4 protein-coding genes, 4 tRNA genes, 2 rRNA genes and 1 pseudogene are annotated in these 5,577 nt (G+C 50.0%); 9 read left to right on the forward strand and 2 right to left on the reverse strand.

The window, feature by feature from the left end:
- The 4 genes from OGX99_RS11210 to birA all read left to right on the forward strand — a co-directional run.
- Positions 1-89, forward strand: a 23S ribosomal RNA gene (locus OGX99_RS11210); the annotation flags it as partial.
- A gap of 99 nt (positions 90-188) precedes the next feature.
- Positions 189-304, forward strand: a 5S ribosomal RNA gene (gene rrf / locus OGX99_RS11215).
- A gap of 186 nt (positions 305-490) precedes the next feature.
- Positions 491-1,519 carry a UDP-N-acetylmuramate dehydrogenase gene (gene murB, locus OGX99_RS11220; RefSeq protein ID WP_286543568.1) on the forward strand — a complete coding sequence of 343 codons (1,029 nt, stop codon included), beginning with the start codon at positions 491-493 and terminating at the stop codon, positions 1,517-1,519.
- Positions 1,516-2,478, forward strand: coding sequence for a bifunctional biotin--[acetyl-CoA-carboxylase] ligase/biotin operon repressor BirA (gene birA, locus OGX99_RS11225; RefSeq protein WP_151220040.1), 963 nt, complete (start codon positions 1,516-1,518; stop codon positions 2,476-2,478). The genes murB and birA overlap by 4 nt, the downstream gene beginning before the upstream one ends.
- A 32-nt stretch (positions 2,479-2,510) precedes the next feature.
- Here the strand turns inward: birA and coaA are convergent, their stop codons facing one another.
- The gene (gene coaA / locus OGX99_RS11230) at positions 2,511-3,461 is read right to left on the reverse strand and encodes a type I pantothenate kinase (RefSeq protein WP_003031107.1); all 951 of its coding nucleotides are present in this window, start codon (positions 3,459-3,461) and stop codon (positions 2,511-2,513) included.
- 290 nt (positions 3,462-3,751) lie between these two features.
- Positions 3,752-3,832 (reverse strand): annotated as a pseudogene (locus OGX99_RS11235) (hypothetical protein); the annotation flags it as partial.
- Positions 3,833-3,851: 19 nt separating this feature from the next.
- Here OGX99_RS11235 and OGX99_RS11240 point away from each other — a divergent pair.
- The 5 genes from OGX99_RS11240 to tuf all read left to right on the forward strand — a co-directional run.
- A tRNA-Thr gene (locus tag OGX99_RS11240) sits at positions 3,852-3,927 on the forward strand.
- Between the two features lie 8 nt (positions 3,928-3,935).
- Positions 3,936-4,020, forward strand: a tRNA-Tyr gene (locus tag OGX99_RS11245).
- A 114-nt stretch (positions 4,021-4,134) separates the two neighbouring features.
- A tRNA-Gly gene (locus OGX99_RS11250) sits at positions 4,135-4,209 on the forward strand.
- Positions 4,210-4,214: 5 nt separating this feature from the next.
- A tRNA-Thr gene (locus tag OGX99_RS11255) sits at positions 4,215-4,290 on the forward strand.
- 118 nt (positions 4,291-4,408) lie between these two features.
- The coding region (gene tuf, locus OGX99_RS11260) for an elongation factor Tu (protein ID WP_049014834.1) at positions 4,409-5,577 on the forward strand (1,169 nt) is incomplete at its 3' end.

Genomic DNA, 5,577 nt, shown 5'->3' on the forward strand with positions numbered 1-5,577 from the left:
GTTAAAGACGATGACGTTGATAGGTCGGGTGTGTAAGTGTAGCGATACATTGAGCTAACCGATACTAATGAACCGTGAGGCTTAACCTTACAACGCCGAAGATGTTTTGGCGAAGAGACAGACACAAGATTCAGCCTGATTACAGATGACATCGACAGACTAAAAAGTGTGTTGATAAACAGAATTTGCCTGGCGGCTGTAGCGCGGTGGTCCCACCTGACCCCATGCCGAACTCAGAAGTGAAACGCCGTAGCGCCGATGGTAGTGTGGGGTCTCCCCATGCGAGAGTAGGGAACTGCCAGGCATCAAATAAAGTGAAGAAGCCCATCCTGCCGGATGGGCTTTTTTGCGTCTGTGCGCAGTGAAATCCGCCGGCTGCGGCGCTGCGCGTACTATCGGGTTGCAAAGCAACACCCTGATCCTCCATAACACAAGCCATCCTGCGGTATATGCGGTAAACTAAGCGCGATTTTGCATCAGGAAAGCGTCTATGAATCACTCCCTTAAAGCCTGGAACACCTTCGGCATTGACCAGTCTGCCAACGAGATTGTTTGTGCTGAAAATGAGCAACAACTGTTGAACGCCTGGCATGCTGCCAATGCATCACATCATCCGGTACTGATTCTGGGTGAGGGGAGTAACGTCCTGTTTCTTGATACTTTCCATGGCACGGTGATCGTCAACCGTATCAAAGGTATCGAGGTTACAGAGAAGCCTGACGCATGGTATCTACACGTAGGCGCGGGTGAAAACTGGCATCAGCTGGTACGTTATGCTCTGGAGCACAACATGCCTGGCCTCGAAAATCTGGCGATGATCCCTGGTTGCGTTGGTTCATCCCCCATCCAAAATATTGGTGCCTATGGCGTGGAGCTGCAGCGCGTCTGCGAATATGTGGACTGCGTAGAGCTTTCGACCGGCAAGCATCTGCGCGTCAGCGCTGCAGAATGCCGATTTGGTTACCGTGACAGCATCTTCAAACATGAGTACCAGGATCGTTTCGCGATTGTAGCCGTTGGGCTGCGTTTAGCTAAACATTGGCAGCCTGTTCTCACTTACGGTGACCTGACACGTCTTGACTCTGCAACGGTAACGCCTCAGCAGGTTTTTGATTCTGTTTGCCATATGCGCACCACAAAGCTGCCCGATCCAAAAGTAAACGGTAATGCGGGGAGTTTCTTTAAAAATCCGGTTGTCAGCGCAGATATTGCACGGGATCTTCTGGCTAAATTCCCGACGGCACCTCATTACCCGCAAGCTGATGGCTCTGTGAAACTGGCTGCTGGCTGGCTTATTGATCAATGCCAGCTGAAAGGTATGCGCATTGGCGGCGCAGCGGTACACCAGCAGCAAGCACTAGTGCTGATCAATGCAGACCATGCTACGAGTCAGGATGTGGTGCAACTTGCGCATCACGTACGCCAAAAAGTCGGTGAGAAATTCAACGTCTGGCTCGAACCGGAAGTCCGGTTTATCGGCCCGCAAGGTGAGGTGAATGCCGTGGAGATCGTTGCATGAAGGATAATACTGTCCCCCTGACGCTTATTTCATTATTAGCCGATGGCGAATTTCACTCCGGTGAGCAACTCGGTGAAAAGCTGGGGATGAGCCGTGCGGCAATCAATAAGCATGTCCAGACGCTTCGTGACTGGGGTGTTGATGTATTTACTGTCCCTGGTAAAGGATATAGCTTACCTGAACCTATCCAGCTATTAGATTCATCACTTATTCATTCTCAGTTGGATGGTGGAAATATTACCGTCCTGCCGGTTATCGACTCAACCAATCAGTACCTGATGGATCGGATTAGCCAACTTGAGTCAGGAGATGCCTGCGTCGCTGAATATCAGCAGGCCGGGCGTGGTCGCAGGGGACGCAAATGGTTCTCTCCCTTTGGTGCTAACCTATACCTCTCGATGTTCTGGCGGCTGGAGCAAGGTCCGGCTGCTGCAATTGGCCTGAGCCTGGTGATTGGTATTGTCATGGCTGAGGTTTTACGCGATCTGGGTGCGGATAAAGTACGTGTTAAATGGCCGAACGATCTCTATTTGCTCGACCGTAAGCTGGCAGGGATCCTGGTAGAACTCACCGGTAAGACGGGGGATGCCGCGCAGATTGTTATTGGCGCGGGTATTAACATGTCCATGCGTCGGGTTGAAGAGAATGTGGTTAATCAAGGCTGGATTAACCTACAGGAAGCGGGTATTAATATTGACCGTAATACTCTGGCTGCCCGACTGATCCGCGAGCTGCGTGCTGCGTTGGTACTGTTTGAGCAAGAGGGGTTAGCGCCATATCTGTCCCGCTGGAAGGCACTGGATAACTTTATCGACCGTCCCGTTAAACTCATTATTGGTGATAAAGAAATATTTGGTATATCGCGTGGAATAGATGCGCAGGGTGCATTGCTGCTTGAACAAAATGGCGTGGTAAAACCCTGGATGGGCGGGGAAATATCGCTTAGAAGCGCTGAATAATAAGAAGGGGAGCTCAGGCTCCCCTTTTTTATTTATTTACGCAGCCTGACTTGCTCAACGGCATGATTGGCGCTTTTGGTCATAATCAAGCTGGCTCGCTCACGCGTTGGCAATATGTTTTGTTTTAAATTCAACCAGTTAATTTCTTTCCACAGTGATGTAGCCGTGTTGATGGCCTCATCTTCTGACAATTTCGCATAGTTATGGAAATAAGAGTCTGGGTTGGTGAATGCCCCTTCGCGGAATTTCAGGAAGCGATTGATATACCATGTCTGGAGTAATTCTTCTGGTGCATCAACATAAATAGAAAAGTCGACAAAATCAGAAACAAATACATGATGCGGATCGTGAGGGTAGTCCATGCCGCTTTGTAATACATTGAGTCCTTCGAGTATTAATATATCGGGCTGGGCAACGGTTTTGTCGCCATCAGGGATCACATCATAGATCAGATGAGAATAAACCGGCGCCGTAACGTTGGGAACGCCAGACTTCAGATCGGAAACGAATTTAACCAGCCGGTGCATATCATAGGACTGCGGAAAGCCTTTCTTCTTCATAAGGCCGCGATCTTTCAGCACCTGGTTAGGATGAAGAAAACCGTCTGTTGTAATCAGCTCAACCTTACGATGCTCGGGCCAGCGACTGAGCAGCGCCTGCAACACGCGTGCAGTCGTACTTTTGCCAACAGCGACACTGCCAGCAATGCTAATGATATAAGGAATACGCTCGCCGTTGGTGCCTAAAAATTGCTCCAGCACCGCCTGACGCCGCAGGTTCGAACTGATGTAAAAATTTAGCAAACGCGATAGAGGCAAATAAATCTCGGCAACTTCTTCCAGCGATAAGTCTTCGTTTATGCCTTTCAAACGAGCAATTTCTTCCTCGGTCAGGGTCATCGGCACGGAATCACGAAGCGCAGCCCACTGGTTGCGATCAAACTGTAGATAAGGCGACGTTAACGCTTGCTCTTTTATACTCATACGCATGGTCTGGCTGCCATTGCTCTATCAGGTTTGCGGTAAAAAACGAAATCGTCCCCGGTCCGCAATGGCATGCACATTTCAGTTAATTTGGACAATGGGCAGGAGGGTAACACCAGATGAGGGGGAATAATAAGAAAAAATCATCCCCTGAAACGCAATGTGACGGCTATTCCAGATGTATAAAGATGCGCTTTCTCTCTATTGATAACCGCATGTCGGAGCAAAATACCCCTCTGGGAGGGTGCCTGACGTTGGAAATTTGTTCAACCCAAAGAGAAAATAGATTATTTATCGGTCGTATAGTGCAAAATGTGAGCGATAGAACATTTTATGCAATTTTTTAGTTGCATGAGTGCGCATGTCTCCATAAAATGCGCGCTACTTGATGCCGACTTAGCTCAGTAGGTAGAGCAACTGACTTGTAATCAGTAGGTCACCAGTTCGATTCCGGTAGTCGGCACCATCAAGTCCGGTGGGGTTCCCGAGCGGCCAAAGGGAGCAGACTGTAAATCTGCCGTCACAGACTTCGAAGGTTCGAATCCTTCCCCCACCACCACTTTCTGGCAGCGTTAATGCCGCCTGAGTTGGTTAAAAAATTAACCAGCTCTAACAGAAAAGAGAGCAATCTCTTTTTTGTTACAGAAAGAACTGGGTAGCCGAGTTTCAGGATGCGGGCATCGTATAATGGCTATTACCTCAGCCTTCCAAGCTGATGATGCGGGTTCGATTCCCGCTGCCCGCTCCAGACGTGCTGATATGGCTCAGTTGGTAGAGCGCACCCTTGGTAAGGGTGAGGTCCCCAGTTCGACTCTGGGTATCAGCACCACTTCACTTCTCCTTCCCGTTTCTCTCTGTTTACTTTTAAAAGCATTCAACAGCTCAGGTATATTGCCTGGTTGATGTGGTGATATCACCGATTTATCCGTGTCTTAGAGGGACAATCGATGTCTAAAGAAAAATTTGAACGTACTAAACCGCACGTTAACGTCGGTACTATCGGCCACGTTGACCATGGTAAAACAACGCTGACCGCTGCAATCACTACCGTACTGGCTAAAACCTACGGCGGTGCTGCGCGTGCATTCGATCAGATCGATAACGCGCCGGAAGAAAAAGCTCGTGGTATCACCATCAACACTTCTCACGTTGAATATGACACCCCGACTCGCCACTACGCACACGTAGACTGCCCGGGCCACGCCGACTATGTTAAAAACATGATCACCGGTGCTGCGCAGATGGACGGCGCGATCCTGGTTGTTGCTGCGACTGACGGCCCGATGCCGCAGACTCGTGAGCACATCCTGCTGGGTCGTCAGGTAGGCGTTCCGTACATCATCGTGTTCCTGAACAAATGCGACATGGTTGATGACGAAGAGCTGCTGGAACTGGTAGAAATGGAAGTTCGTGAACTTCTGTCTCAGTACGATTTCCCGGGCGACGACACGCCGATCGTTCGTGGTTCTGCTCTGAAAGCGCTGGAAGGCGAAGCAGAGTGGGAAGCGAAAATCATCGAACTGGCTGGCTTCCTGGATTCTTACATCCCAGAACCAGAACGTGCTATCGATAAGCCGTTCCTGCTGCCAATCGAAGACGTATTCTCCATCTCCGGTCGTGGTACCGTTGTTACCGGTCGTGTAGAGCGCGGTATCATCAAAGTTGGTGAAGAAGTTGAAATCGTTGGTATCAAAGAGACTGCCAAGTCTACCTGTACTGGCGTTGAAATGTTCCGCAAACTGCTGGACGAAGGCCGTGCTGGTGAGAACGTTGGTGTTCTGCTGCGTGGTATCAAACGTGAAGAAATCGAACGTGGTCAGGTACTGGCTAAGCCGGGCTCTATCAAGCCGCACACCAAGTTCGAATCTGAAGTGTACATTCTGTCCAAAGACGAAGGCGGCCGTCATACTCCGTTCTTCAAAGGCTACCGTCCGCAGTTCTACTTCCGTACTACTGACGTGACTGGTACCATCGAACTGCCGGAAGGCGTTGAGATGGTAATGCCGGGCGACAACATCAAAATGGTTGTTACCCTGATCCACCCAATCGCGATGGACGACGGTCTGCGTTTCGCAATCCGTGAAGGCGGCCGTACTGTTGGTGCGGGCGTTGTTGC

The sequence above is a fragment of the Citrobacter sp. Cu096 genome (assembly GCF_030332285.1).
GTDB lineage: Bacteria > Pseudomonadota > Gammaproteobacteria > Enterobacterales > Enterobacteriaceae > Citrobacter > Citrobacter meridianamericanus.

Coding starts and splice junctions, on each gene's coding strand:
- murB (WP_286543568.1), top strand. CDS start 491: ATGAATCACTCCCTTAAAGCCTGGAACACCTTCGGCATTGACCAGTCT.
- birA (WP_151220040.1), top strand. CDS start 1,516: ATGAAGGATAATACTGTCCCCCTGACGCTTATTTCATTATTAGCCGAT.
- coaA (WP_003031107.1), bottom strand. CDS start 3,461: ATGAGTATAAAAGAGCAAGCGTTAACGTCGCCTTATCTACAGTTTGAT.